Here is a 25,648-nt window from a genome sequence, read left to right on the forward strand (position 1 = left end):
CGCAGAATGCACACCGCAGGCGGACGGCTCAGGTCTCCGGGTGCGCAGAATGCACGCGCTCGAGCAGGGGCGCCAAGCGGTACGGGACGAGCTCGCGCATGACGAGCGAGATGTTCGTCCGCTCAACCCCGGGCGAGGCCAGGATGTGCCCGGCGACGCGGTAGAGGTCGTCGGCGTCGACGGCGACCACCTGCACCATCAGGTCGCTCGCCCCGGTCAGCCCACACACCTCGGTGACCTCCGGGATCTCGGCCAGCGCGTCGGCGATCTCCGCCAGCCGCCGCTGGTCGACCTGGGCGTTGACGAACGCCCGCAGCGGGTAGCCCAGCCGGGCCGGGTCGATGCGGCGCTCGAACGACCCGAGCACGCCGCGCTGCTCCAGCCGCGCGAGCCGGGCCTGCACCGTGTTGCGGGACAGGCCCAGCCGCTCGGCCAGCGCGACCGCGGTGGACCGGGGGTCCTCCCCCAGCGCCTGGAGCAGGCGCGCGTCGATCTCGTCGATGGTGTCCGGCACGCGCCGATCTTCTCAGCCCAGGTACCGCCGCCTGCCGATCGGGACCACCAGGGGCGTGCCCGGTGAGCGCCCGGCCACGGAACCGAAGTTGCCTTCCGACTGTTTCCGATATATCGTGAACGTGTCGCAACCGTTCGAGAAAGGAACACCGACATGCGTAGGCAACGACACCCCTTCACCCAAGATCACCCCTTCGCCCAGGAACGTGGGCGCGCACCCTTCGGTGGCTTCGGCGACTTCCCCCCGGGCTTCGGCCCGCGCGGCGGACGCGGCCGGGGTCACGGACCGGGCCGGCGGGGTCACGGCGGACGGCGCAGCCGCCGCGGTGACGTCCGCGCCGCGATCCTGGCGCTGCTCGCCGAGCAGCCCCGGCACGGCTACGAGATCATCCGCGAAATCGGCGAGCGCTCCGGCGGCTTCTGGCGGCCGAGCCCCGGCTCGGTCTACCCGACACTGCAGCTGCTGGCCGACGAAGGCCTGGTCATCGGCAAGGACGAGCACGGCAAGAAGCTCTTCGAGCTGACCGACGCCGGCCGCACCGCCGCTGAGGAGCAGGACAGCACCCCGCCGTGGGAGCAGATCGCGCAGGACGTCGAACCCGGCGAGATCGGGCTCGCCAAGGCGGGCAAGAACCTGGCCGCCGCCGTCGTGCAGATCATGCGGGCGGGCACCGAGAGCCAGCAGGCCCGCGCGGCCGACGTGCTCAACGACGCCCGGCGCTCGCTCTACGGCATCCTCGGCGAAGACGAGGACGAGTCCTCGGCTTCTTCGGAAGAGACAGCCGAGTGACCTGGCAGGACGAGGCCGGTGGGCTTGACCCGCGTGTGGACGCGGTAGCCCACCGGCAACGTCAGGTCGTGCGCGCGATTCCCATTACGCTGCACCGACTCCGCGATCGCCTGTTCGGCGACTCGCTTGCTGAACTCGATCTTCAGCACCGCTTCGAGGTCGCCCACCGTGTCGAACCGCCACTCGGTGGCGACCCGCCGGCAGCCGAAGCCGGCCCGGGCGAAGAACCGTTCGACGGCGGCGGGGTCGTAGTGCGGTAGGTCGGCGCGCATCCAGGTGCCGTAGGGCTCACTGGTCACGTCGAGGTCGACGATCAGGAACACCCCGCCCGGCCGCAGCACCCGCTCGGCCTCCGCCAGCCCGGGCTCGCAGCCGGGCCCGAAGAAGTACGCCGTGCGCGCGTGGACGACGTCGACGCTCGCGCTGCGGACCGGCAGCCGCTGGGCCCGGCCCCTCCGGACGTCCACGTTCGGCAGACCCTTCACGCGCTCGAGCGCGCTTCGCACGAGCGGCTCGTGCGGCTCCACCCCGAGCACCGAGCGCGCGTCCCGGGCGAAGCGCGGCAAGTGGAACCCGTCGCCGCAGCCGACGTCCAGCACGTCCCGGCCGGCCCAGTCGCCCTCCTCGCGCAGCACTCGCCAGATCTCGCCGCCGCGGTCCTGCGCCCGGTTCTCCAGCTCGTAATCGGCCTGGTAGTACCAGATGTTCGGACTCGGCACGACCTCCGCGCGCCGGGACGACCACCGCACCGCTGCTCCTTCCGGGGCCTTCACCGCCGCCGGTGACTTTCCGGCGTCGAATCTTGGCGGAAAACTTACGGATCACGCCTAGAATTCGGTGGGTCTCGGGAGGAGCACCCATGGCGATCGACCCGTCCACCACCCCATCCCCGGTCCCGGCCGGAATTCCGTGCTGGATCGAGCTGGCCTGCCGCGAGCAGGCCGTGGCGGAAAGATTCTACGGTGCCCTCTTCGGCTGGACCTACACCACTCAGCGCGACCCGGCGACGTCCGACGGCCGGTACGCCATCGCGACGCTCGACACCGTCCCGGTGGGCGGTCTCTACCGCGCCGCCCAGGGCGCGCCACTGGGCTGGATGCCGCACCTGTCCGTGCCGCACACCGCGAGCGCGGCCGAATGGGTGGAGCACCTCGGCGGAAAGCTGACGCTCGGCCCGATGCCGATCCCGCAGCGCGGCACGATCCTGCACGCCTACGACGCGTGCGGCGCGCCGGTGGTGTTCTGGGAGGTGCCACCGGACTGGCAGTTCGTCACCGGGATCCCCAACACCTTCAGCGGCGCGGACCTCAACACCCACGACGGCGTCGCGGCGGATCACTTCTACACCAAGCTCTTCACCTACGGGAGCCACCAGATCGGCGACGGCGAATCGCTGGACTACGTCGAATGGCTCATCGAGCACGAGCCGGTGCTGTACCGGTACGTGATGGGCTCGGAGTACAGCCTCGACACCCCGCCGCACTGGCTCGTCTACTTCGACATCGACCCGGCGCGCGGGGTCGACGCGGTCGCCGGCGAAGCGCTGATGAACGGCGGCACCGTGGTGATCCAGCCCTACGACACGCCGTTCGGCCGGATGTCGATCCTCGCCGATCCCGAAGGCGCCGTCTTCGCGGTGATCGACCACTCGCGCGTGTCTGAGGACTGGGGCCGCGCCGAGGTCGACGACCCCTACGACGACTGACGCTCGGCCAACGCCAGCCCGGCGACGAGCGCGTACCCGCCCGCCACCAGCCACATCCCGGTGGCGGGCAACAGCGCGCCGACGAGCGCGACCCCGATCGCGCCGCCGGTCTGGCGGGACGCGTTGAGCACGCCCGCGGCCAGTCCGGCCTTGCCCGGCAAGGAATTCATCGCCAGTGACGTCATCGCGGGCATGGCCAGCGAACAGCAGCCGAACACGACCGAGGCCACGGCGAACGGCACGAGCGCGCGGTCCGCGGGCAGCAGCGCGAAGCCCGCTGAGCCGACGAGCCCGGCCAGCGCACCCGCGACCATCGGGACGCGCGGGCCGGCACGCCCGGTCAGGCGGCCGCTGAAGAAAGCGTTGAGCCCGACCACCACCGTCAGCGGCACCAGGGCGAACCCGGCGGCGAGCGCGCCGAGCGACCAGGCACGCTGCAGGTACAGCGCGAGGCAGAAGAGCGTGCCGTAGAGGCAGAAGTTGAACAGGCCGCCGATCCCGGTCGCCACCGCGAAGTTCCGGACCTTCAGGATCCCGAGCGGGAGCACGGGATCCGGGACGCGCTTCTCGACCGCCACGAACACCACGCCGGCCACCACTCCCCCGCCGAGCAGCGCGAGGGTCCCGGGCGCGGACCAGCCGGCGTGCCCGGACTCGATGAACCCGGCGACGAACCCCGCGAGCGATGCCGTGCCGGAGACCTGGCCGGCGAGGTCGAGGCGGGTCGTCTCGTGCCGGGGCGGTTCCGCGACCGCGCGCCGCGTCAGGACGATCGCGACGATGCCGACCGGGACGTTGACGGCGAAGACGAGCCGCCAGTCGGCGAGGCCGACCGCGAGCCCGCCGAGCATCGGCCCGGCCGCCAGCCCGACGCCACTCATACCGCCCCACACGCCCAGCGCACGCGCGCGCTCCCGCGCGTCCGGGAACTGGTGGACGATCAGCGCGAGGGACGACGGCAGCAGCGCAGCGGCGCCCGCGCCCTGCACCGCCCGCGCGGCGATCAGCCAGGTCGCCGAACCGGCCAGCGCGCAGGCGATGGACGCGACGACGAACACGGCGACACCCGTTTCGAAGACCCGGCGCGAGCCCCATCGGTCCCCGGCGGCGCCCCAGGTGAGCAGGAACGCGGCGAGCGTGACGGTGTAGGCGTCGACGACCCACTGCAGCGCCGCCGTCGACGGCTCGCCGAAGTCGGCGCCGATCGCGGGGAGGGCCAGGTTCACGATGGTCGCGTCGAGCGTGATCATCACGAAGCCCAGGCAGACGGCGGCGAGCGCGAACCGGGAGCGGGTTTCGGTGAGCATGCCCCGAGTCAAACCCGCCGAAGCTTCGGCGGTCCACGAACCATCGCCTACGGCTCTTAGGCGGAACCTCGCACCGCAGGTCAGCCGAGCGGCACGAACGCCGAAAGCAGCAGCCAGGAGACCACCGCGGAAGGCAGCAGCGAGTCGAGGCGGTCCATGATCCCGCCGTGGCCGGGCAGCAGCGTGCCCATGTCCTTGACGCCGAGGTCGCGCTTGATCAGCGACTCGACGAGGTCGCCCAGGGTCGCGGTCAGCACGATCGCGACACCGAAGAGCACGCCCTGCCAGACGTGGCCGTCCAGCAGCAGGCTGAGGGTCAGCGCGCCGGCCACGACCCCGCCGACCAGCGAACCCCCGAAGCCTTCCCAGGTCTTCTTCGGGCTGATGGTGGGAGCCATCGGATGCTTGCCGCCGAGCACGCCGGCGATGTAGCCGCCGGTGTCGGACGCGACGACGCCGATCAGGAAGGTCAGGACCCGCCCGACACCGTCCGAGGGCGGCACGAGCATCGCCGCGAAGGCGCCGAAGAGCGGCAGGTAGGCGGCGGCGAACGCCGACGCGCTGATGTCGAGCAGGTAGCCCTTCGCACCGCCGGGCAGGCGCCACAGCAGGCATGCGAGCACGGTGAGGACGAACGCCGTGAGCGCGCCTTCCCGGCCGAACGGCCAGGCCAGCCAGATCATCGCCTGCCCGCCGACGAGCACCGGGATCACCGCGACCCGGGTGCCGGCGACCCGGCGCAGCACCCCGGCGAACTCGAAGGTGCCGACCGCGATCGCGATCGCGATGATCCCGATGAACAGGAAGCGCACGGTGAGCAGGGAAACGATGATCGCGGCGCCGAGCAGCAGCCCGACGCCGATCGCCGCGGGCAGGTTCCGGCCCGCCTTCGAGGCCTTCTTGGCCTCCGGCGCCGGCACGCCCTGGTCCGGGGCCGCCGAAGGCTCCGCCGCGCTCACCGGCCCAGCCGGCACCGAGCCTCCCGGCCCCGCCGGGGTGACGGGCGCGCGGCCCGCCTCGGCGGTTCCCGGGAACTCCGGCGCGGCCGGCTCCGGTGTGCCGGGAGCGGCCGCCGGGTGCTCTTCCCCGGTGGCGTCCACCCGGTCCTCGCGTTCCTCGCTCACCTGTGCCATCAGACCTCGAGCAGCTCGGCTTCCTTGTGCTTGACCAGCTCGTCGACCTTGTGCGAGTAGGTGTCGGTGAGGTTCTGCAGTTCCTTCTCCGCGCGCACGACCTCGTCCTCGCCCGCTTCGCCGTCCTTGCCGATGCGGTCGAGCTCTTCCTTGGCCTTGCGGCGGATGCTGCGGATGGTCACCCGGGCGTCCTCGCCCTTGCTCTTCGCGACCTTGACCATCTCCTTGCGCCGCTCCTCGGTGAGCTGCGGGATGACGATCCGGATCACGTTGCCGTCGTTGCTCGGGTTGACCCCGAGGTCGGACTCGCGGATGGCCTTCTCGATGGCGTTCAGCTGCGTCTGGTCGTAAGGCTTGATCAACGCCATCCGGGCTTCCGGCACGTTCACGCTGGCCAGCTGGTTCAGCGGGGTCGGCGCGCCGTAGTAGTCGACCACGATGCGCGAGAACATCGACGAAGTCGCCCGGCCGGTGCGGACCGACGTCAGGTCGTCCTTGGCGACGGACACCGCTTTTTCCATCTTCTCCTCGGCGTCGAGGAGGGTCTCGTCGATCACGGCTACTCCCGGTGTTGTGATGGTGTGGCGCTTGCTGATCCCAGCAGGTCTAGGCCGGCACCCCGTCGGCGGGGGTACTGACCAACGTGCCGATTCTTTCACCACTCACCGCGCGGGCGATGTTCCCCTCGGTGAGCAGATTGAACACGATGATCGGCATGTTGTTGTCCATGCAGAGGCTGAACGCCGTCGCGTCGGCGACCTTGAGGTCCCGCTCCAGCACCTCGCGGTGGGTGATCTCGCGGAACATCTCGGCGGTCGGGTCGCTCTTCGGGTCCGCGGTGTAGACGCCGTCGACGGCCTTGGCCATCAGCACGGCCTCGCAGCCCAGTTCGAGCGCCCGCTGCGCCGCCGCGGTGTCGGTGGAGAAGTACGGCATGCCGACCCCGGCGCCGAAGATCACGACGCGGCCCTTCTCCAGGTGCCGCTCGGCGCGGCGCGGGATGTAGGGCTCGGCGACCTGGCCCATCGTGATGGCGGTCTGCACGCGGGTGGGCAGGCCCTCCTTCTCGAGGAAGTCCTGCAGCGCCAGGCAGTTCATCACGGTGCCCAGCATCGCCATGTAGTCGGCGCGGTCGCGGTCCATGCCGCGCTGCGAGAGTTCGGCGCCGCGGAAGTAGTTGCCGCCGCCGATCACGACCGCGACCTGGACGCCGGTGCGGGCGACGTCGGCGATCTGCTGCGCGACCGAGTGGACGACATCCGGATCGACGCCGATCGAACCACCGCCGAACATCTCGCCGCCCAGTTTCAGCAGCACCCGCCGGTAGCCACCTTCGACCCGGTCACCCATCTATGTCGCCTCCTGTGTTGTTGGCCGCCTCCGCGGGAGGGAGTACGTCGGCGGGTGCCCTTGACCCTTGTTCGCTGTCTAGACCTGACAGTGCCCCGTCCCCGATGGACGGAGACGGGGCACTGGGGGTGAAACCTACGCCCGGACCTGGCCTCAGGCCTGGCCGACCTCGAACCGCGCGAACTTGGTCACCGTCACGCCGGCCTCGTCGAGCAGGGCCTTGACGGTCTTCTTGTTGTCCTTGACCGACGGCTGCTCGAGCAGCACGTTGTCCTTGTAGTAGGCGTTGACCTTGCCCTCGATGATCTTCGTCAGGGCCTGCTCCGGCTTGCCCTCTTCACGAGCGGTCTTCTCCGCGATGGAGCGCTCGTTCTCGACGATCTCGGCGGGCACCTCGTCGCGGGTCAGGTACTTCGCGCGCAGCGCGGCGACCTGCATGGCGGCCCCGCGGGCGGCCTCGGCGTCGTCACCGGTGAACTCGACGAGCACGCCGACGGCCGGCGGCAGGTCGGAACCGCGACGGTGCAGGTAGGTCGCGGTCTGGCCCTCGAAGGACACGACGCGGCGCAGCTCGAGCTTCTCGCCGATGCGGGCCGAGAGCTCCTGGACGACCTCGTTGACGGTCTTGCCCTCCAGCTCGGCGCCCTTGAGGGCGTCCACGTCGCTGGTCTTGAGGGTCTTCGCGACCTCGACGATCTTCGCGGCGAGCGCCTGGAAGTCGGCGTTCTTCGCGACGAAGTCGGTCTCGGAGTCGAGCTCGATCAGGACGCCGCCATCGCCGGTGACCAGGCCCTCGGCGGTGGCGCGCTCGGCGCGCTTGCCGACGTCCTTGGCGCCCTTGATGCGGAGGAACTCGACGGCCTTCTCGAAGTCGCCGTCGTTCTCCTCCAGCGCCTTCTTGCAGTCCATCATGCCGGCGCCGGTCATCTCGCGCAGGCGCTTCACGTCAGCGGCGGTGTAGTTCGCCATTCTGGTAAATCCGTCCTTTTCAGGTACGTGAAATCTCTGGGTTGCTACACCCGTGCGGCCGGCCCCGGGGCCGGCCGCACGGGCAGTGGACATCAGGAGGAGGCGGTGGCCTGCTCGGTGGCGGGCTCGACCGGGGCCTCGACGGCCGCGGCCGCCTCGGTCGCGTCGGCGGCGGCGGTCTCGGAGCCGGCGAGCAGCTCCTTCTCCCACTCGGCCAGCGGCTCGTCGGTGGCGACACCCGGCTCCGGCTTGGAGTCGGCCGAAGCACCGTTGCGGCTGGAGCGCTGCATGAGACCGGCGGCCGCGGCCTCGGCGACGACCTTGGTCAGCAGCGCGGCCGACCGGATGGCGTCGTCGTTGCCCGGGATCGGGTAGTCGACCTCGTCCGGGTCGCAGTTGGTGTCCAGGATCGCGACGACCGGGATGTTCAGCTTCCGAGCCTCGCCGACGGCGATGTGCTCCTTCTTCGTGTCGACGATCCACACCGCGCTCGGCACCTTCGACATGTCGCGGATGCCGCCGAGGGTCTTCTCGAGCTTGTCCTTCTCGCGGGTCAGCGTCAGGATCTCGCGCTTGGTGAGGCCGGCGAAGCCGCCGGTCTGCTCCTGCGACTCGAGCTCCTTCAGGCGGAGGAGGCGCTTGTGCACGGTCTGGAAGTTGGTCAGCATGCCGCCGAGCCAGCGCTGGTTGACGTAGGGCATGCCCACGCGCGCGGCCTCGTTGGCGATCGCTTCCTGAGCCTGCTTCTTGGTGCCGACGAACATGATCGTGCCACCGTGCGCGACGGTTTCCTTGATGAACTCGAAGGCGCGGTCGATGTAGGTCAGCGTCTGCTGCAGGTCGATGATGTAGATGCCGTTGCGCTCGGTGAAGATGTAGCGCTTCATCTTCGGGTTCCACCGACGCGTCTGGTGCCCGAAGTGCACGCCGCTGTCGAGCAGCTGCTTCATGGTGACGACGGCCATTGCCGGAATCACACCTCTTCTGTGTCGTGCGCGCTCGCGGTGGCGCGCTGCTCGGTTTTGTCGCTCGCGGCCGGGTGGCCGTTCGCCCTGGTGCCCGTGCCGGTGCCCGGACCCTGGAGCGAGGACTTCAGGGACCGCCGGACACCGTGCGACTCGCCCGGCTGGTGCTGCGAAGCCGGGGGAACGCGCACGTGCACGCGAAGTCAGCCCGCTCACGCGGACCGCGGAAAAGATTCTACCCCCTGCCACCAGCCCCTCCCCCACCGGCGGCCGCGGACGGACGGAGTTGTCCACATCGGGTTCGGTTATCCACAGATTCCGCATCGGGTCCCCGCGGGGGTCTGCGGTGCCGCAGGCTGGGGACGTGGAGTTGATCAGGGGTTTCCGGTGCTGGGCATCGGGTCGTGGCTGGGCGGTGATCGCCCTGGTCACGGTCGGTTTTGTGGTCGCGGGCGGCGCTGGGGTATCGGTGGCTGCGTGGTCGGCCGGACAGAGTACGGAGGCCGACGCCGGACCGGCCCGATCAGGGGTGGTGGCGTCACCTGGGCTGGGGATGCCTGCCACCTGGGCGGCCGACTCCGGCCCAGCATCGGTGCCGCTTCCGAGTGAGCCGGCCGGGCCCGAGGACGAGGCGCGGCCATGGTCGGCCGAACGAGCGAGTGCCGGATTCGCAGCGCCAGAGGCTTGGATCTCCGCCTACGCGGCAGAGCCCGCCGAATCGGCAGCGTTGTCCTGGTCGACCGCGCGCACGGTGGGTCCCTGGCCGGCCTCCGCCTCGTCGGCCGAGCTCCGGAACCCGGCGGGCGGGTCGCGAGCCGTGCCGCAGGCGCGGTTGGCCTGGCCGTTGTCACCCGTTCCGGTGGTCACCAAGTACTTCGACGCCCCGGAAACGCCCTACGGCGCCGGGCACCGCGGCGTCGACCTGGCCGCCGTGCCCGGTCAGGACGTGCTCGCGGCCGATGCCGGGGTCGTCGTCTTCGCCGGCCTCGTGGCCGGGCGGCCCGTCATCTCCGTCGACCACGACGGCGGCCTGCGCACCACCTACGAGCCCGTCGAGCCGAAGGTGGCCGTCGGGGACCAGGTCTACCGGGGGCAGGTGCTCGGGTCCGTCCTCGCCGGGCACCCCGGCTGCGCGATCGCCGCCTGCCTGCACTGGGGCGTGCGGCGGGGCGACGAGTACGTCGATCCCCTCGCCCTGACCGGGGAGGTCGGCGAGTTCCGGCTCAAGCCGTGGGGAGGTGGTCCGTGATCAGGAGCCGGTCTGCTCGACCAGCTTGGCGCGCAGCCGCATGACCGCCCGCGTGTGCAGCTGGCTGACCCGCGACTCGGTGACCCCGAGGACCTTGCCGATCTCGGCGAGGGTCAGGCTCTCGAAGTAGTAGAGGCTGACCACGATCTTGTCGCGCTCGGTCAGCTGCGCGATGGCCTGCGCGAGCTGGCGGCGGTTGTCCTGGTCGACGAGCACCGCGACCGGGTCGACGGCGTCGTCGTCGGGCAGCGTGTCGACCAGCGAGCCGCTGTCCTTGCCCGCGGCCACCAGGTCCTCCAGCGCGACGACGCTGGTGAGCTGCAGCTGGCCGTAGAAGTCGCGCAGGTCGTCGAGGCCGATGCCGAGCTCGGCGGCGAGCTCCGCGTCCGTCGGGGTGCGGTTCAGGCGGGCGCCGAGGCGTTCCATCGCGCGCTCGGCCTCCTTGGCCTTGCTGCGGACGGCGCGCGGCACCCAGTCCTGCGAACGGAGGTCGTCGAGGATCGCGCCGCGGATGCGCTGCATCGCGTACGTCTCGAAGCGCAGGCCGCGCTCGGGGTCGAACTTCTCGATCGCGTCGACGAGCCCGAAGATGCCGGACTGCACGAGGTCGCCCACGTCGACGTGGGTCGGCAGGCCGGTGCCGACCCGGCCCGCGACGTACTTGACCAGCGGGGCGTAGTGCAGCACGAGCCGATCGCGCGACGTCTGGTCGGGGCTGTCGGCGAACTGCCGCCACAGCGCCGCGATCCCGGCGTCGACGTCGTAGCCGGCCCGCGCTTCCGCGGGCACGGCGGCGTCACCGCGAGTGGTCACTCCGGTGGCGTCGGTCACGTGCGGTCCTGCGGTCATTGCACAGTCGTTCTCGGCATGCGGCTCAGTGTCGTCTCCGTGCTCGTGCGGATGCGCGTGCGCCGCCGGGCCCGCTGGTGACGACCCCGGCGAGACTCCCCGGGCCGCCTCAGGCCCTGGGGTGCGCTCGGTCATGGATCGCTTTCAACCGGTCGACGGTCACATGAGTGTAGAGCTGCGTCGTGGCAAGCGTAGCGTGACCAAGCAGTTCCTGAACGCTCCTGAGATCGGCACCGCCCTCCAGCAGATGCGTCGCCGCCGAATGTCGCAGGCCGTGGGGCCCCATGTCGGTGGCTCCGGGCACCGCCGTGACGGCGTCGTGCACCACGCGCCGCACCGCACGCGGGTCGAGGCGTTTCCCCCGCACTCCGAGGAAAAGCGCAGGCTCGACGCCGTCACCGGCGCTTTCCGCGGCGATCTTCGGCCGTCCCTCGGTGATCCAGTCGTCCAGCGCTTGCCCCGCCGGGACGCCGAACGGCACCACGCGCTCCTTGCCGCCCTTGCCGAGCACCTTCACGACACGACGGGAGAAATCTGCCTCGCCGACGTCCAACCCGCACAACTCGGACACGCGGATGCCGGTTGCGTAGAGCAGTTCGACGATCGCGCGATCACGCAGTGCGACAGGATCGCGCTGGGCCGCGCCGGCCGCCGACGCCTGCATGACCTCCCCCGCCTGCCCGGCGCGCAGCACCCCGGGCAGGGTGCGGTGCGCCCGCGGGGCGGCGAGCCGCCCGCCCGGGTCGGTGGCGAGGACGCCGGTGCGGTGCGCCCAGGCGGTGAACGTCCGCGCCGAGGCGGCCCGCCTCGCGAGCGTCGTCCGGCTCGCCCCGCCGGCCTGCTGGGCGGCGAGCCACGCCCGCAGCCGGGCGAGGTCCAGCTCCGCGAGCTCGCCACCGCCGTCCACGACGAACGCCAGCAGCGACACCGCATCGCCGACGTACGCCCGGACGGTGTGCGCGGACAGGCCTCGTTCCAGCCCGAGGTGCCGTTCGTAGCCGGTGACGACGGCCTGGACCGGCTCGGGCAGCCCGGCCCGGAGCGCGCGCAGGTCCGGACGGCGGCCCTGGCCGGAGCGTGATGGCGGCGGCATGGATGTCACGCTGCGCGAACAACCGCCATCGGTCAAGGATCGCCACGCGGGCCCACCGGACCGGCCGAACACTTTCGACGATTTCGCCCGGAATTCGTGGCGTTCACGCGCTTTCCCTCCGTCGTCGCCACCCCGCTTCCCCGCGGACCGCGAATCCGTCGATCTCCAGCGCCGGCAGCAGGGCCCGCACTTTCCGCAGCGGGAGCCCGGATTCGGTCGCGATTTCGGCGTCGGACCGGTCGGCGCGCACGGCCAGCGCCTCGTACGCCCGCAACGCCTCGGGGCCCAGCCGGTCGGTGGGACGTTTCGGCCGGGCGGCCGGGTCCTCGGCGATGCCGAAGCGGCCCACGGTCTCGAGGACCTCGTCGACGGTCGAGACGAGCGTCGCCCGGGCGTCGCGGATCAGCTCGTGGCAGCCGACGGACATCCCGGACGAGACGGGCCCCGGCACCGCCATCACCACCTTGCCGAGCGCGCCGGCGGTGCTCGCGGTGTTGCGCGCGCCGCTGCGGCGTCCGGCCTCGACGACCAGGGTGCCCTCGGTGAGCGCGGCGATGAGCCGGTTGCGGACGAGGAAGCGGTGCCGGGCCGGCGGGGTGCCGGGCGGGTACTCGCTGACGACCGCGCCGCCGTTGCGGACGATCCGGTTCAGCAGCCCGACGTGGCCCGCCGGGTAGCCCGCGTCGACGGCGCAGCCGAGCACCGCGACGGTGACCCCTTCCGCGGCGAGTGCCCCACGGTGGGCGGCACCATCGATGCCGTAGGCCGCACCCGAGAACACCGGGACGCCCCGGGTGGCCAGCCCGTACGACAGCTCGGCGGCGTGGTGCTCGCCGTACTCGGTGGCTGCCCGCGCTCCGACCACGGCGACGGCCCGATCGGCAGCGGTACCGAGCGCGACGTCGCCGGCGACCCACAACGCCACCGGAGGCGCGGCTTCGGACACCCCGCGCCGGGCCGCGAGTTCAAGGGCGAGCAGGGGCCAGGCGGGCCACTCGTCGTCCTCCGGCACGACCAGCCGGGCACCGGCCGCGGCGGCCCGCGCGAAGTCCTGGCCGACGAGGTCGTACTCACGACGCGCTTCGGTCGCCTTGAGCACCTCCGGCGGACAGTCGCCTCGGCGGACCCGGGCGGCTGCGTCGATGGGGCCGTGTTGGGCCACGAACGCGACCAGCGCCGCGGCTGGGGGCTCCGCTACCCGCAGGAGGTAGGCGCGGGCTCGGCGCAACTCGTCGAGGCTCATGCGGCTACCTGCAGCGGCAGGCGCCGAACGAGGGCTGTCGCGACTCACGTCGCCACCTGCAGCGGCAGGCGCCGGGCGGGAGTTGTCGGGGCTCACGGCGCCGCCTGCCGCGTGGCACTCGCCGGGAGTCACGCCGTCGCCCACGGGCAAGCGTGCCTCGTGCTGCTCGCCGGAACTCATGCCGCCACCCGCTCACGGAAGGCCAGCGCCGAGCCGACCTGGTCGGTGCCGGGGCGTCCCTCGCCGTCCAGGTCGGCCAGGGTCCAGGCGATGCGCAGGCAGCGGTCCGCGCCCCGGCCGCTCAGGGCTCCGCGGTCCATCGCCCGGTCCAGCAACTGCGTCGCGGCCGGCGAGAGCGTGAACTCGCGCCGCAAGGCCGGGCCCGGGACCTCCGAGTTCGATCGCCAGCCGTGGGCCTGCCAACGGTGGGCCGCCCGGTCGCGGGCCTGCAGGACCCGGGCGCGGACCGTTTCCGAGGACTCCGCCGTTCCCGTGTCGTGAGCGTTGATCGCGCTCAGGGGCCGTAAGCGGACTCGGAGGTCGACGCGGTCCAGCAGCGGGCCCGACAGCCGGCCGAGGTAGCGGCGGCGGGCTGTCGGCGAGCACACGCAGTCGGCGTCCTTCGGGGGTGCGCACGCGCACGGGTTGGTGGCCAGGATCAGCTGGAACCGCGCCGGGTACGTGATCGAGCCCTTGACCCGGGCGATGCGGACCTCGCCCTCCTCGAGGACCGTGCGCAGCGACTCCAGGCGCTGGCCGCCGAACTCGCAGACCTCGTCCAGGAACAGGACGCCGCGGTGGGCTCGGCTGATCGCGCCCGGTGCGGCCAGGCCACTGCCGCCGCCGATCAAGGCCGCCACCGTGATCGAGTGGTGCGGGGCCACGAACGGCGGCACCGTGACCAGGGGCGACGACTTCGACAGCGAGCCGTCGACCGAGTGCACCGCCGTCACCTCCAGAGATTCCTCGTGGGACAGGCGCGGCAAGAGTCCGGGCAGACGACGGGCGAGCATCGTCTTGCCGACGCCCGGTGGCCCGGTGAGCAGGAGGTGGTGCCCGCCCGCCGCCGCGACCTCCAGCGCCCAGCGCGCCTCCGGCTGGCCGACGACGTCGGCGAGGTCCGGCACCGCCGGTGGTGTCGGCGGCGCCGGGGGTTCCGGAGGCACCAGGCCGGCCTCGTTCTTCAGCCACGCCACCAGGTCGCGCAGGTGGGCCGCGCCCGCGACGTCGATACCGTCCACCAACCCCGCTTCGACCAGCGAGTCCGCCGGGACGACGGCTCGTTCGCAGCCGGCCGCGCGGGCCGCCAGGAGGCCCGGGAGGATCCCGCGGACCGGGCGGACGCGGCCGTCGAGAGCGAGCTCGCCCAGCAGCACCGTGCCGAGCAGCCGCGTCGCCGGGACCGAACCCGTCGCCGCGAGCACCGCGGCCGCGATGCCGAGGTCGTACGCCGAGCCGACCTTCGGGAGGTTCGCCGGGGACAGGCCGAGCGTCACCTTGCCGTCCGGCCAGGGTTGGCCGGAGTTGCGGACGGCCGAGCGCACGCGGTCCTTGGCCTCGCGCAGCCCGGCGTCGGGCAGACCGACCAGGGTGACGCGGCTCAGCCCGCCGCCGAGGTCGGCCTCGATCTCGATGACCCGGCCGTCGATGCCCAGCAAGGCGACACTCCAGGCTTTGGCGATGGGCATCAGAACGCCGCCTCGATGTGCTGGACGCGGGGGCGCGTGCCGGGCTCGGCGAGGATCGTCACGACGTCGTAGCGGACCGGGCACCAGCCGATCCGGAACTCGCGCAGCCAGCGTTGGGCGGCGCGGCGCACGCGCCCGGCCTTCTCCTCGGTGACGGTCTCCGACGGCAGGCCGAACTCGGTGCCGGTGCGGGTCTTCACCTCGCAGAAGACGACGCGGGTGCGGTCGGTGAGGATGAGGTCGATCTCGCCTTCGCGGCAGCGCCAGTTGCGGCCGAGCAGGACGAGGCCGCGGTCCTGCAGGTGCCGGGCGGCGAGGTCTTCGCCCCACGCGCCCAGGTCGCGGCGGTGTCTTGCGAGCTGGTCGGTGCCCGTCATCGTGTTCGCCCCCTCGTCGGTGCGCCGGTCACCGGGGCGGTCCCGGCGATCACGGTGCGTGTGCGTTCGACGATGCCAGGGGGCGAGGCGGCGAAACCAGACCGGGATCGCCGGACTGTGGACAACCGGGGGTATGTGGACAACCGGTCCACGGAAAGCGCCGGAAAGCGCGGAACTGTCGGCCCGCTGTGCTAGGGCGCGAAAAGATCACGCAAACGAACCGCGCCGGCCCGTCACGAGGACGAGCCGGCGCGGTGAAAGAACCGGTTCAGCCCGAGAACGGGCCGTCTTCGGGCAGCCGGAGGTCCGGCTTGTCGAGCTCCTCGACGTTGACGTCCTTGAACGTGATGACCCGGACGTGCTTGACGAAGCGGGCCGGGCGGTACATGTCCCAGACCCACGCGTCGGACATGCGGACCTCGAAGTACACCTCGCCGCCGCCGTCGCGGACCTGGACGTCGACCGCGTTCGCCAGGTAGAACCGCCGCTCGGTCTCCACCACGTACGAGAACTGGCCGACTATGTCGCGGTACTCGCGGTACAGCGAGAGCTCCATCTCGGTCTCGTACTTCTCGAGATCCTCTGCGCTCATGAAATCCGCGCCCCTCCTCGGGATCGTGCTGCTGCTCCGCCGGCGGAGCGTTCATTGTGACCCACTCCCGCGGCCGGGGCATGCAGCGGCAGGCTGAGTTGTGGCTCGAGTGCCTCGTCGAGGGCCGCGGCGAGCCCCGCGGCGGCGCCGGCCTCCATGGCCTTTTCCAGCGCCGCGTAGGTCAGCAGGACCGGCCGCGCGGGCCGCACGCCGTGCTTGACGGCCACCGTGGCGACGTTCGTGTACGACCACCGGTGGACGTCGCTGGGACCGTGCTCGCGCAGCGCCGCCAGGTGGTCGCTCGTGCTGTAACCCTTGTGCACGTCGAAACCGTAGTGCGGGAGGTCGTCGTGGTAGCCCGCCATGATGCGGTCGCGCGTCACCTTCGCCAGCACCGACGCGGCCGCGATGCACGCCACCGAGCGGTCGCCCTTGATCACCGCCGCGTTCGGGGCCGTGAGGCCCGGGACCCGGAAACCGTCGGTGAGGACGTAGCCCGGGGACACGCGCAGCGCCGCCGCGGCGCGCCGCATGCCCTCCAGGTTCATCACCCGGATGCCGTAGAGGTCGACCTCCTCCGTGGGGATGACGATCACGGAGTAGTCGACGGCCCGGGCGAGGACCAGGTCGTAGACCCGGTCGCGCGCCTTGGCCGTCATCAGCTTGGAGTCCGTCAACTCGGTCAGCTTCGCCGCGTCGCCCTGCTTGAGCACGCACGCCGCGACCACCAACGGCCCCGCGCACGCCCCGGCGCCTGCTTCGTCCACACCGGCGACCGGGCCGAGGCCACGGCGGTCGAGCGCGCCCTGCAGACCCCAGAAGAGGTCGCCGCGCACCACGGCCCGCGGCGGCCGGATCGGCTCGGCCGCGGTGAGGGGAACGGGAAGAGTCAAGGCTGGATCACCCGTCTGCCGGCACGGATCGGGGTGGCTAGCGTTTCCGCCCGGCCGCCCGGCGTACTCCGGACTTGAGCTTGCGCCCGACGAAGAGCGTCGGCCACGCCGCCGCGATGCCGGCCCCGAGCGGGAGGCCACTCTGCCAGGCCGGCGCACCGAGCGCCGCCGGCTGAGCCGCTTCCTGCGGGTTGTGGTCGGTGATCCCGCCCCACCGGCTCGGCGGCAGGACGATGATCCGCGCCTTGCCGATGATGTTGTCCACGGGGACCGCGCCGTTCACGCCGCCGCCGCCCTGGAACCGGGAGTCGTCGGAGTTGTTCCGGTTGTCGCCCATGACCCAGACCGTCCCGGCCGGGACCTTGACCGGCTCGAAGGCGCGTTCCGTCTGGTTGGAGGGGTCTTCCCAGTGGACGTACGGCTCGTCGAGCCCCTTGCCGTCCACGACGACCCTGCCCTGCGTGTCGCAGCACTGGACGGTCTGGCCGCCGACCGCGATCACGCGCTTGACGAAGTCGCGCTCGTCCGGCGGGGCGAACCCGACCAGCGAGCCAAGACCGCGCAGGCCCTGGACGATGATGTTGCTCGACTCCTGCGGCGCGATCTCGTTGTTCACCCACGCCGGCGGACCCTTGAACACGATCACGTCACCCGGCGAGGGCTCGGTGAAGTCGTAGGTGACCCGGTCGACGAGAATCCGGTCACCGGTGCATCCGGGGCACCCGTGCAGGGTGGCCTCCATGGACCCCGAGGGGATCATGAAGACCTTCGCGAGGAATGTCTGGATCAGGATCGTGAGCACCAGGGCGATCACGAGCAGGATCGGCAGTTCCTTCCAGAACGACCGTTTCTTGGCGGGCTTGGCTCGCCGCCGTCGGGATCCCCCGCGCTCCTCGGAGCGGGACCGCCTTGGCTGGTCCTCCTCGGAGCGATCGGGGTCATCCTCAGGAGCGTTCTGGGACACGGGTTCGGCCACGTCGTCAGGCTACCGGTAACCGGGTTGTGACTCAGTTAGCCGACGCCGTCTCGCGGTTCTCGCGGCGCTCCTTGATCTTGGCCTTCTTGCCGCGCAGGTCGCGCAGGTAGTACAGCTTCGCGCGCCGCACGTCACCGCGCTTGTGGACCTCGACCTCGGCCACGTTCGGCGAGTGCACCGGGAAGGTGCGCTCCACGCCGACACCGAAGGAGACCTTGCGAACGGTGAAGGTCTCCCGGATGCCGCCGCCCTGACGGCGGATCACGACGCCCTGGAAGACCTGGTTGCGCTCACGGTTGCCCTCGATGACGCGGACGTGCACCTTGAGCGTGTCGCCCGGGCGGAAGGCCGGGATGTCGGAACGCAGTGACTGCTTGTCCAGCGCGTCCAGGGTGTTCATCGGTGGTCCGTCCTCGTCTTCGTATGGCTTGCGTACACATCCCCCAGGCGCGCAACGACGCCGCTGCGGGCGACCCAGGGGGCTGATGGCGGGCTCGTGAACGAGGAAGTCCACTCACGCCAACCTGTCAAGTATTACAGACGCCGGCACCGGTCGAGTAACCGGCCCTAAGCCCGCTCGGGGTCCAAGCCCTCCAGGACCCCGCGATCATGCTTGTCGAGACTACCTTCCGGCAGGGCCGCCAGGAGATCGGGGCGGCGGCGGGCGGTGCGCTCCAGGGCCTGGTCACGCCGCCAGCGGTCGATCAGCGCGTGGTTGCCGGACCGCAGGACGTCCGGCACCGCCAGGTCCCGCCAGACCTCCGGGCGGGTGTAGCTCGGCCCTTCGAGCAGGCCGTCGGAGAACGAGTCCTCGGCGGCGGACCGCGCGTTGCCGAGCACGCCGGGCAGGAGCCGGACGACGGCCTCGACGATGACCAGCACCGCCGCCTCGCCGCCGACCAGCACGTAGTCGCCGATCGACACCTCGTCGACCGGCATCCGGCGGGCGGCGTCGTCGACGACCCGCTGGTCGATGCCCTCGTAGCGGCCGCAGGCGAAGACCAGGTGCTTCTCCTCGGCGTAGGCGTGCGCGAGCTCCTGGGTGAACGGCCTGCCCGCCGGCGTCGGCACGACCAGACGCGTCTCCGGCCGGCAGACGTCGTCCAGGGCCGGCCCCCAGATCTGCGGTTTCATCACCATGCCGGGCCCGCCGCCGTACGGCGCGTCGTCGACCGCGCGGTGGACGTCGTGGGTCCATTCACGCAGGTCGTGCACGCCGACCTCGATCAGGCCGCGGTCGATGGCCCGGCCCAGCAGCGCGGCGCGCAGCGGGTCGAGGTATTCGGGGAAGATCGTGACGACGTCGATGCGCAAGCGGTCACCACTTCCAGTATTCGGTGGCCTCGGCGTGCCAGGGAGACTCGACCTGCTGGTCGATCGTGAAGGCCATGCCGAGCCCCTGGGCGATCCGGATGTCGCGGCGCTTCGTCTCGCGGAGCGGCGAGCCGGCGGGCAGATCCTGGTCGGACGACCAGGACTCGCTCTGCGTGATGCACGTCCGGGCACCGAAGCGGGCCGAGCTGCACGGTGCGGGCGCGTGCCAGGTCTGCACGTGCTTGAACCGGAAGGACTTGCCGCTGCTCTGCTCCGTGACGGTCCCCTCGGCGACCAGCTGGTAGTCCGAAGACGGGACGGCCCAGCGGACGTAGTGCTGTTGTCCCCCGTGCGAAGGCAGCGGCGCGCAGGTGCCGCCCTGGCAGAGGGACTCGCTGGTGACGCGCTCGGTGTAGTAAGTGCTGTTGTCGCCCCAGCCGTCGAGGAGCACCCAGTCGCCGTCGCGGACGAAGTGCTCCGCGTACGAAGGCGGCCAGGTGACCGGGTCGCCCCAGGAGATCCGCGACTCGGTGGCCGACTGCGGCGACCAGGCCCACTGGTAGGCCTTCTCCCCCGGCGGCGCGTACTGGCCGGCGCTGCGCTGGAACATCAGCGAGAAGTCGCCGTACGTGGGGCTCGCCGCCTGAGCGGGCGCCGCCGTGGCCACGACGAAGAGCAGCGCACCGAGCGCGGCCTGCCAGGCTCTCATGCGTCGAGGAGCCCTTCCGGGGGGTCGAGCACGACCCGGCCGCCCGCGACGTCCACCGTGGGGACGATCGCGCGGACGAACGGCACCAGGACTTCGCGGCCCTCGACGTCGAGCTCCAGCAGTTCGCCCGCGGGCGAGTGGACGACCTCGACGACCTTGCCGACGACCGTCCCGTCGGTCAGCTCGGCCCGCAGGCCGGCCAGCTCGTGGTCGTAGAACTCGTCGGGGTCCGAAGTCGGCGGCAGCGTGTCCGTGTCGGCGAGCAGGAGTGCCCCCCGCAGCGTCTCGGCGACGTCGCGGGTCAGGACCTCCTCGAAACGCACCAGCAGCCGCCCGCTGTGTTCGCGGGCGGCTGCGATGGTGAGTTCCCTCTTGCTGCCGTCACGCAGCTTCGTCGTCACGGCCACACCGACCCTGAACCGCTCGTCCGGCGAGTCCGTGCGCACGTCCACCGCGAGTTCCCCGCGGATGCCGTGCGCCTTGGCGATTCGGCCGACTACGACGTCCATCCTGACCGTTTCCGAAAGGGGCTCAGCGATCGGTGTCGACGACGTCCACCCGGACGCCGCGGCCACCGATGCCGCCCATGACGGTGCGCAGGGCGGTCGCCGTGCGACCACCCCGGCCGATCACCTTGCCGAGGTCGTCGGGGTGCACGTGCACCTCGAGCGTGCGGCCACGACGGGTGGTCAGCAGCTCGACCCGGACCTCGTCCGGGTTGTCGACGATCCCGCGCACCAGGTGCTCGAGGGAGTCCGCGAGGAAACTCACTCGGACTTCTCGCCCTCAGCGGCCTCCGCCTTCTCGGCCTCGGCCTTCTTCGGGGCGGACTTCTTCTTCGGCGTGGTGGCCTCGGTGGAGGGCTCCTCGCCGGCCGCGGCCAGGGCCGCGTTGAACAGGTCCTGCTTGGACGGCTTCGGCTCGGCCACCTTCAGGGTGCCCTCGGCGCCCGGCAGGCCCTTGAACTTCTGCCAGTCACCGGTGATCTCGAGCAGGCGCTGGACCGGCTCGGTCGGCTGCGCGCCGACACCCAGCCAGTACTGGGCGCGCTCGGAGACGACCTCGATCAGGCTCGGCTCTTCCTTCGGGTGGTACTTGCCGATCGTCTCGATGGCCTTGCCGTCCCGGCGGGTGCGCGCGTCGGCGACGATGATGCGGTAGTACGGCGCACGGATCTTGCCGAGGCGCTGCAGCTTGATCTTGACGGCCACGGGTGTGGGTTCTCCTCGAATCTCTCTGGTGCTGGGCTGGGCGCACGCGGGCCGAGTGGGGACACGGACGCGGGCACCCGAAGGTCAGGAGCTTTCGCACGGTGAGAGGGTCCGGCGGAAGCAGGCAGTGCACCATTCTGCCAGACGGTCCCCGCGCACCGGGAAAGAGGCTCAGAAAGAGGCCACTCCGAGCGCCCCGAGCAGGATGGTCAGCGCCGGCAGGAAGTTGTTCACCTGGTGCGCGACGATGCTGCCCGGCAGCCGTCCGGTGACCAGCCGGGCCAGGCCGATCGGTACCGCGATGACCAGCAGCAACGTCGTGCGCAGCGGCTCCAGGTGGCTCGCCGCGAACACCGCCGTGGACAGCAGGAACGCCGCGACCCGGCCCCAGCGCTCGCTGCGCCACTGCAGCTGTTCGGCGGCGCCCCAGAGCAGCCCCCGGTAGATGACCTCTTCGCAGATCGGGCCGAGCAGCCACAGGTAGACGAACATCACGACGGCCGCCGAGACGGACATCTTCCGGTCCTCCACCAGTGCGCTGATCGCCGACGTCGCGTTGGCGTTGCCGACCAGCTGCGTCCAGAGGTAGGCGCCGATGGTGGTGAAGACGAGCCCGACGCAGCCGAAGCGGAACCCGGTCTTCACGTCGGCCCAGCGCCACTCCAGCCGCAGGTCTGCGAAGGGGCCGTTGCCCCGCACGTACGTGATCAGCACCGCGACGCCGGCCGCGATCATCGTCGGCAGCATGGTGCCGAGCAGCACGACCCGGATCGGCAGCGGGCCGGGCCCGGTGTCGCCGACCAGCACGGACACGAACGCGGCCGAGGCCAGCAGCACGGCCTCGACGAGCAGGAAGGCCCCGAAGCCCCAGCGGTGGCGCTGGGCGGGCGGCAGGAAAGCGGTCGCGGCGGGCTCCTCGGGCTCGGGGAACGGCGCGGCGTCGGGAGCCGGGTCCCGGGGCTGGGAAGTGGTCACGCGTTGCCCTCCGCGATCGTCGGCTCCTGTCCCGAGCCTAGCCGCCGGAGAGTGATCACACAGTATCCGTCCGACTACTGTCCATCGATCTTCGCAACCGCTCAGTGCGCGACGAACAGCAGGACGGCGGGCGGCAGGTTGTTGGCCGCGTGGGCGATCACCCCGGCGCTCACCCGGCCGGACAGGTGCCGGGCCAGCCCGATCGCGATGCCCTGGCCGAAGAGGGCGATCGTGCGGGTCGGCTCGCCGTGCAGCTGGGCGAACACCAGCGAGGTCAGGATGAGCACCACCCACGGCGGTACCCGGTGGAACTGCAGCGCGTTCCACAGCGTGCCGCGGACCAGCAGCTCCTCGGTGATCGGCGCGCCGGCGATGACGATCACCGCGGCGAGCACCAGCCAGACGGTGTCGCCGTCGAAGGTGTCGGCGAGGTCGCTCAGCGGGCTGTCGGAGACGTCGTCGGCGCCGTAGACGGCGATCAGCATCAGGTTGAGCCCGTAGCCGACGACCAGCGCCAGCGCGCCGCAGGCGAGGCCGATCCGGACGTCGCGCCAGGTCGGCTTCAGCCCGAAGTCGGCGCGCAGGCCCTCGCCCCAGCGCCACGAACCCACCGCCGGGCCGAGGCCGAGCAGGAGGTTGGGCACGAACGCGAGGAGCAGCAACGGGCCGATGTCGTGCAGCTCGAGGGGGTCGAACTCGCCGACGTTGCGGTTGACCGCCGCGGCGATGACGAGGTTGATCAGGTAGTAGCCGGCGATCCCCACGAAGAACGCCACGAAACACCAGTGCGCCCCCAGCACGCGCCGTGCGCCGTCGTCGTCCGTCACGGACCCAACGCTACTGTGCCGTTGATTGCCGATCCGACAGCAGCCACGGCGGAAACCGGTGCCTTGCGCTGACCGGCCGCGGAACGTGTCCGCCTGCTTTTGGTCGGATCGACAACGTGCCGACCCCGCAAGGAAAACGGCGGGGGTCACGCGTAGACGACGCCGCCCAGCACGATGTGCTCCGGATGCCGCAGGACGCCCAGGTCCTCGCGCGGGTCGCTCGCGTAGACGAGCAGGTCGGCGGGTGCGCCGTCGGCGATGCCCGGGTGACCGAGCCACTCGCGGGCACCCCAGGACGCGCTCGCCAGCGCCGCCTCGCGGGTCATGCCCGCGCGGTGCAGCGCCTCGATCTCGTCGACGAGCCGGCCGTGCTCGACCATGCCCCCGGCGTCGCTGCCCGCGAAGACGCGTACGCCCGCTTCGATGGCCGTGGCGACCATCTCGCCGACGCCGGCGTGCAGCGCCCGCATGTGGTCCGCGTACGCCGGGTACTTGCCGGCCTTGTCCGCGATGCCCGGGAAGTTCTCGATGTTGATCAGGGTGGGCACCAGCGCGACGTCGTTGCGGGCCAGCTCGGACAGCTGATCGGCGCGCAGGCCCGTGCCGTGCTCGAGGCAGTCGATGCCGGACGCGATCAGCCCCGGCAGCGCGGCTTCGCCGAACACGTGCGCGGTGACGCGGGCGCCGTGGTCGTGCGCGACCTTGACGGCTTCGGCCAGGACGTCGTCCGGCCACAGCGGTGCGAGGTCGCCGACGCCGCGGTCGATCCAGTCGCCGACCAGCTTGACCCAGCCGTCGCCCTCGCGGGCCTGCTCGGCGACGGCCGCGGGCAGCTGCGAGGGGTCGTCCAGCTCGATGCCGAGCCCCGGGATGTAGCGCTTGGCCAGCGCGAGGTGCCGGCCGGCGCGGATGATCGTCGGCAGGTCGGCCCGCTCCTGCAGCGGCCGGACGTCGATCGGCAGGCCGCAGTCGCGGATCAGCAGCGTGCCCGCGGCGCGGTCGGCCAGCGCCTGCTCGGTCGCCTCTTCCAGTGACACGGGCCCGCCGACGCCGATGCCGGGGTGGCAGTGCGCGTCGACCAGGCCGGGCACGAGGAAGACGTCCCGGCCCAGCGTCTCGGCGTCCGGCACCGGCTCGAACGAGATCCGGCCGCCGGTGATCCAGAGGTCCCGGGACTCGCCGCCGGGCAGGACCACCCCGGCGGCGTGCAGTGCCGTGCTCAATTGTCCTTGGGGTTCTTCGGCAGCTTGAACTTCGACGGGTCGAAGCCCGGGACGTCGTTCATGCCGCCGAGCTGCGACAGGTCGGGCATGCCGCCGGGCATCTGGCCACCGGGCGGCAGCATCGGCATGCCACCGGGGAAGCCGCCGCGGACCTTGGGCTGCGTCGGGCCGCGGCCCTTCTTGCCCTTCTTGCCCTTGCGGGACTTGGAGCCGCCCCCGCCGCCGAAGCCGAACCGGCCGGCCATCTGGGCCATCATCTTGCGGGCCTCGAAGAACCGGTTGACCAGGTCGTTGACCTCGCGGACGGTGACGCCGGAGCCGTTGGCGATGCGCAGCCGGCGCGACCCGTTGATCATCTTCGGGTTGTCGCGCTCGGCGGGCGTCATGCCGCGGATGATCGCCTGCAGCTTGTCCAGGTGCTTGTCGTCGACCTGGGCGAGCTGGTCCTTCATCTGGCCGGCACCCGGGAGCATGCCGAGCAGGTTGCCGATCGGGCCCATCTTGCGGACCGCGAGCATCTGCTCGAGGAAGTCCTCCAGGGTGAGCTGGCCGCTCGACAGCTTCGCCGCGGCCTGCTCGGCCTGGTCCTGGTCGAAGGCCTGCTCGGCCTGCTCGATCAGGGTCAGCACGTCACCCATGCCGAGGATCCGCGACGCCATCCGGTCCGGGTGGAAGGTGTCGAAGTCCTCGAGCTTCTCGCCGTTGGAGGCGAAGAGGATCGGCTGGCCGGTGACCTCGCGGACGCTCAGCGCGGCACCACCGCGGGCGTCGCCGTCGAGCTTCGTGAGCACCACGCCGGAGAAGCCGACGCCGTCTCGGAACGCCTCGGCCGTGGTCACGGCGTCCTGGCCGATCATCGCGTCGACGACGAACAGGGTCTCGTCCGGCTGCACGGCGTCGCGGATGTCCGCGGCCTGCTTCATCAGCTCTTCGTCGACGCCCAGGCGGCCCGCGGTGTCGACCACGACGACGTCGTGCTGCGCGTGCTTCGCCTCGGCGATGGCGCGGCGGGCGACGTCGACCGGGTCGCCGACGCCGTTGCCCGGCTCGGGGGCGAAGGTGACGACCCCGGCGCGCTCGCCGACGACCTGCAGCTGTGTGACGGCGTTCGGGCGCTGGAGGTCGCAGGCGACCAGCATCGGCGCGTGGCCCTGCTTCTTCAGCCACAGCGCGAGCTTGCCCGCGAGCGTCGTCTTGCCGGCACCCTGGAGGCCGGCGAGCATGATCACGGTGGGCGGGTTCTTCGCCAGGTTCAGCCGGCGCGTCTCGCCGCCGAGGATGCCGACGAGCTCCTCGTTGACGATCTTGACGACCTGCTGCGCGGGGTTGAGCGCCTGGGAGACCTCGGCGCCCTTCGCCCGCTCCTTGATCCTCGCGATGAAGGTCTTGACCACGCCGAGGGCGACGTCGGCCTCCAGCAGCGCGATGCGGATCTCGCGCGCGGTGGCGTCGATGTCGGCGTCGGACAGCCTGCCCTTGCGCGTGAGCGTCTGCAGGGCGGCGGTGAGCCGATCGGAGAGGGTGTCGAACACGGGTGTGCACGCTCCAGCTGGGTCGAGAGTGGCGCGCCGGACGAGGCCGGCCCTCCCGAGGGTAGTCGCTCCGGCTCCCCCACCTCGCGGGTACGCGAAGGTCACCCACGCAATCAGTACGCATACGTTTACTACTTCACGCGCAAGACTTGAGTAAAACCGGCT

29 protein-coding genes are annotated in these 25,648 nt (G+C 71.5%); 3 read left to right on the forward strand and 26 right to left on the reverse strand.

Annotated features, from left to right (window positions below):
* Positions 1–28: 28 nt before the first annotated feature.
* Positions 29–514: an Lrp/AsnC family transcriptional regulator gene (locus QRX60_RS00775; protein ID WP_285998863.1), complete on the reverse strand. Its 486-nt coding sequence runs from the start codon at positions 512–514 to the stop codon at positions 29–31.
* Positions 515–667: 153 nt separating this feature from the next.
* On the opposite strand from QRX60_RS00775, the gene QRX60_RS00780 reads away from it, so the two are divergent.
* Positions 668–1,303 (forward strand): PadR family transcriptional regulator, encoded by a 636-nt coding sequence (locus tag QRX60_RS00780; protein ID WP_285998864.1) that lies wholly within the window; start codon positions 668–670, stop codon positions 1,301–1,303.
* On the opposite strand, the gene QRX60_RS00785 is transcribed toward QRX60_RS00780, so the two are convergent.
* The gene (locus QRX60_RS00785; RefSeq protein ID WP_285998865.1) at positions 1,240–2,052 is read right to left on the reverse strand and encodes a class I SAM-dependent methyltransferase; all 813 of its coding nucleotides are present in this window, start codon (positions 2,050–2,052) and stop codon (positions 1,240–1,242) included. The two genes, QRX60_RS00780 and QRX60_RS00785, sit on opposite strands and share 64 nt — an antisense overlap.
* 110 nt (positions 2,053–2,162) lie before the next feature.
* Between QRX60_RS00785 and QRX60_RS00790 the strand changes: the two genes are divergently transcribed.
* A complete protein-coding gene (locus QRX60_RS00790; RefSeq protein WP_285998866.1) occupies positions 2,163–3,008 on the forward strand; it encodes a VOC family protein in 846 nt (281 codons plus the stop codon).
* Here QRX60_RS00790 and QRX60_RS00795 read toward each other — a convergent pair.
* The 6 genes from QRX60_RS00795 to rpsB form a co-directional block, all read right to left on the reverse strand.
* Entirely contained in the window at positions 2,996–4,315 is a 1,320-nt protein-coding gene (locus QRX60_RS00795; RefSeq protein WP_285998867.1) for an MFS transporter, read from the reverse strand. The two genes, QRX60_RS00790 and QRX60_RS00795, sit on opposite strands and share 13 nt — an antisense overlap.
* Before the next feature lie 80 nt (positions 4,316–4,395).
* The gene (locus tag QRX60_RS00800) at positions 4,396–5,448 is read right to left on the reverse strand and encodes a phosphatidate cytidylyltransferase (RefSeq protein ID WP_285998868.1); all 1,053 of its coding nucleotides are present in this window, start codon (positions 5,446–5,448) and stop codon (positions 4,396–4,398) included.
* Positions 5,448–6,005, reverse strand: coding sequence for a ribosome recycling factor (gene frr / locus QRX60_RS00805; RefSeq protein WP_155545327.1), 558 nt, complete (start codon positions 6,003–6,005; stop codon positions 5,448–5,450). Before frr ends, QRX60_RS00800 begins: the two co-directional genes overlap by 1 nt.
* A 49-nt stretch (positions 6,006–6,054) precedes the next feature.
* Positions 6,055–6,798, reverse strand: a complete 744-nt coding sequence (gene pyrH, locus QRX60_RS00810) for a UMP kinase (RefSeq protein WP_072480944.1) — start codon at positions 6,796–6,798, stop codon at positions 6,055–6,057.
* A 153-nt stretch (positions 6,799–6,951) separates the two neighbouring features.
* Positions 6,952–7,767, reverse strand: a complete 816-nt coding sequence (tsf, locus tag QRX60_RS00815; RefSeq protein ID WP_285998869.1) for a translation elongation factor Ts — start codon at positions 7,765–7,767, stop codon at positions 6,952–6,954.
* A gap of 92 nt (positions 7,768–7,859) precedes the next feature.
* A complete protein-coding gene (gene rpsB, locus QRX60_RS00820; RefSeq protein ID WP_285998870.1) occupies positions 7,860–8,732 on the reverse strand; it encodes a 30S ribosomal protein S2 in 873 nt (290 codons plus the stop codon).
* A gap of 751 nt (positions 8,733–9,483) precedes the next feature.
* Here rpsB and QRX60_RS00825 point away from each other — a divergent pair.
* Complete coding sequence (locus tag QRX60_RS00825) at positions 9,484–9,981, forward strand: M23 family metallopeptidase (protein ID WP_285998871.1); 498 nt, start codon at positions 9,484–9,486, stop codon at positions 9,979–9,981.
* Here QRX60_RS00825 and QRX60_RS00830 read toward each other — a convergent pair whose 3' ends face one another.
* The 18 genes from QRX60_RS00830 to ffh all read right to left on the reverse strand — a co-directional run bounded on the left by QRX60_RS00830 (position 9,982) and on the right by ffh (position 25,483).
* Complete coding sequence (locus QRX60_RS00830; protein WP_285998872.1) at positions 9,982–10,830, reverse strand: FliA/WhiG family RNA polymerase sigma factor; 849 nt, start codon at positions 10,828–10,830, stop codon at positions 9,982–9,984.
* A 109-nt stretch (positions 10,831–10,939) separates the two neighbouring features.
* Entirely contained in the window at positions 10,940–11,923 is a 984-nt protein-coding gene (locus QRX60_RS00835) for a tyrosine recombinase XerC (protein WP_285998873.1), read from the reverse strand.
* A gap of 103 nt (positions 11,924–12,026) precedes the next feature.
* Positions 12,027–13,166 (reverse strand): DNA-processing protein DprA, encoded by a 1,140-nt coding sequence (gene dprA, locus QRX60_RS00840; RefSeq protein WP_285998874.1) that lies wholly within the window; start codon positions 13,164–13,166, stop codon positions 12,027–12,029.
* Between the two features lie 176 nt (positions 13,167–13,342).
* Positions 13,343–14,854, reverse strand: a complete 1,512-nt coding sequence (locus tag QRX60_RS00845) for a YifB family Mg chelatase-like AAA ATPase (RefSeq protein WP_285998875.1) — start codon at positions 14,852–14,854, stop codon at positions 13,343–13,345.
* On the reverse strand, positions 14,854–15,231 hold the full coding sequence (locus QRX60_RS00850; RefSeq protein WP_285998876.1) for a YraN family protein: 378 nt from the start codon (positions 15,229–15,231) through the stop codon (positions 14,854–14,856). Before QRX60_RS00850 ends, QRX60_RS00845 begins: the two co-directional genes overlap by 1 nt.
* Positions 15,232–15,499: 268 nt before the next feature.
* Positions 15,500–15,823, reverse strand: coding sequence for a DUF2469 domain-containing protein (locus QRX60_RS00855; RefSeq protein WP_003096226.1), 324 nt, complete (start codon positions 15,821–15,823; stop codon positions 15,500–15,502).
* Positions 15,820–16,662, reverse strand: a complete 843-nt coding sequence (locus tag QRX60_RS00860) for a ribonuclease HII (protein ID WP_286003465.1) — start codon at positions 16,660–16,662, stop codon at positions 15,820–15,822. The genes QRX60_RS00855 and QRX60_RS00860 overlap by 4 nt, the downstream gene beginning before the upstream one ends.
* Before the next feature lie 91 nt (positions 16,663–16,753).
* Positions 16,754–17,692 (reverse strand): signal peptidase I, encoded by a 939-nt coding sequence (gene lepB / locus QRX60_RS00865; RefSeq protein WP_285998877.1) that lies wholly within the window; start codon positions 17,690–17,692, stop codon positions 16,754–16,756.
* 31 nt (positions 17,693–17,723) lie between these two features.
* Positions 17,724–18,092 (reverse strand): 50S ribosomal protein L19, encoded by a 369-nt coding sequence (gene rplS / locus QRX60_RS00870; protein ID WP_155545319.1) that lies wholly within the window; start codon positions 18,090–18,092, stop codon positions 17,724–17,726.
* Between the two features lie 167 nt (positions 18,093–18,259).
* Positions 18,260–19,006 (reverse strand): tRNA (guanosine(37)-N1)-methyltransferase TrmD, encoded by a 747-nt coding sequence (gene trmD / locus QRX60_RS00875; protein ID WP_285998878.1) that lies wholly within the window; start codon positions 19,004–19,006, stop codon positions 18,260–18,262.
* Positions 19,007–19,010: 4 nt separating this feature from the next.
* Positions 19,011–19,715, reverse strand: a complete 705-nt coding sequence (locus QRX60_RS00880; RefSeq protein ID WP_285998879.1) for a hypothetical protein — start codon at positions 19,713–19,715, stop codon at positions 19,011–19,013.
* Positions 19,712–20,224, reverse strand: coding sequence for a ribosome maturation factor RimM (rimM, locus tag QRX60_RS00885; protein WP_285998880.1), 513 nt, complete (start codon positions 20,222–20,224; stop codon positions 19,712–19,714). The genes QRX60_RS00880 and rimM overlap by 4 nt, the downstream gene beginning before the upstream one ends.
* Before the next feature lie 22 nt (positions 20,225–20,246).
* Positions 20,247–20,486 carry an RNA-binding protein gene (locus QRX60_RS00890; RefSeq protein WP_003103110.1) on the reverse strand — a complete coding sequence of 80 codons (240 nt, stop codon included), beginning with the start codon at positions 20,484–20,486 and terminating at the stop codon, positions 20,247–20,249.
* Entirely contained in the window at positions 20,483–20,926 is a 444-nt protein-coding gene (rpsP, locus tag QRX60_RS00895; protein ID WP_043780385.1) for a 30S ribosomal protein S16, read from the reverse strand. Before rpsP ends, QRX60_RS00890 begins: the two co-directional genes overlap by 4 nt.
* A gap of 171 nt (positions 20,927–21,097) precedes the next feature.
* Positions 21,098–21,901: a CPBP family intramembrane glutamic endopeptidase gene (locus QRX60_RS00900; RefSeq protein WP_285998881.1), complete on the reverse strand. Its 804-nt coding sequence runs from the start codon at positions 21,899–21,901 to the stop codon at positions 21,098–21,100.
* Between the two features lie 101 nt (positions 21,902–22,002).
* Positions 22,003–22,728, reverse strand: a complete 726-nt coding sequence (locus QRX60_RS00905) for a CPBP family intramembrane glutamic endopeptidase (protein WP_285998882.1) — start codon at positions 22,726–22,728, stop codon at positions 22,003–22,005.
* A 146-nt stretch (positions 22,729–22,874) separates the two neighbouring features.
* The gene (locus QRX60_RS00910; RefSeq protein ID WP_285998883.1) at positions 22,875–23,951 is read right to left on the reverse strand and encodes an amidohydrolase family protein; all 1,077 of its coding nucleotides are present in this window, start codon (positions 23,949–23,951) and stop codon (positions 22,875–22,877) included.
* The gene (gene ffh, locus QRX60_RS00915; RefSeq protein ID WP_285998884.1) at positions 23,948–25,483 is read right to left on the reverse strand and encodes a signal recognition particle protein; all 1,536 of its coding nucleotides are present in this window, start codon (positions 25,481–25,483) and stop codon (positions 23,948–23,950) included. The genes QRX60_RS00910 and ffh overlap by 4 nt, the downstream gene beginning before the upstream one ends.
* Between the last annotated feature and the right edge of the window lie 165 nt (positions 25,484–25,648).

Origin of the sequence: Amycolatopsis mongoliensis (assembly GCF_030285665.1) — a bacterium.
Lineage (GTDB): Bacteria > Actinomycetota > Actinomycetes > Mycobacteriales > Pseudonocardiaceae > Amycolatopsis > Amycolatopsis mongoliensis.